The following is a 588-nucleotide window of genomic DNA, read 5'->3' on the forward strand; positions in this document are numbered from 1 at the left end:
GTGCCGAATTTCACCTGCCCCGCTTTGCAGCTGGTTCCCTCCAGACCCACTTCCACCTCCCGGCAGACGAAATCCGCGAGTTCTGAGACGGAACTTTTTTCTATCCACTCTTTAAAGGTAGAGTATCCCCCGATCAGCCCGCGTCTTCTCTCATCCAGTGGGGCCTCCCATAAAAATCCTTTATTAAAGCCCGCGGTTCCAATGACATGGAGGCCACTTCTTTTCGAAAGGTCTGCAACCGCTTCTACCTCCCGGCCATAATCAATAGCCGTTGCATCCACGATAGCTGCTCCTCCCATTCTTTTGTAGTCCATCATGTCTGCCAGCGTTTTCTCGGGATCGTCAAGAAGCAGATCGTCGTCATTTTTCCACACCCAGTATGGCGGACGGCATACCAGATGTTCATGGGACAGTGTAAACCCCATCTCTTCCGGCCTGATATCTCCAAGCAGTGTTCTTATAAATCCCATGAACAGCACCTCCGTTCTTTTAACCGAACAGTCTGCCAAACAGGGCAAAAATCCAGAACAGTAAGAATTCATCTGTCTCTCCCGCCCACATAATAGTATCCGGGATAGTGGCTGGTAC

Annotated in this window: 1 protein-coding gene; it reads right to left on the bottom strand. The window is 50.5% G+C overall.

Annotated elements, in window-relative coordinates:
* On the bottom strand, positions 1-470 hold a 470-nt coding region (locus tag NE664_12795; GenBank protein MCQ4727513.1), incomplete at its 3' end, for a phosphotriesterase.
* Between the last annotated feature and the right edge of the window lie 118 nt (positions 471-588).

This window comes from Anaerotignum faecicola (assembly GCA_024460105.1).
GTDB lineage: Bacteria > Bacillota > Clostridia > Lachnospirales > Anaerotignaceae > JANFXS01.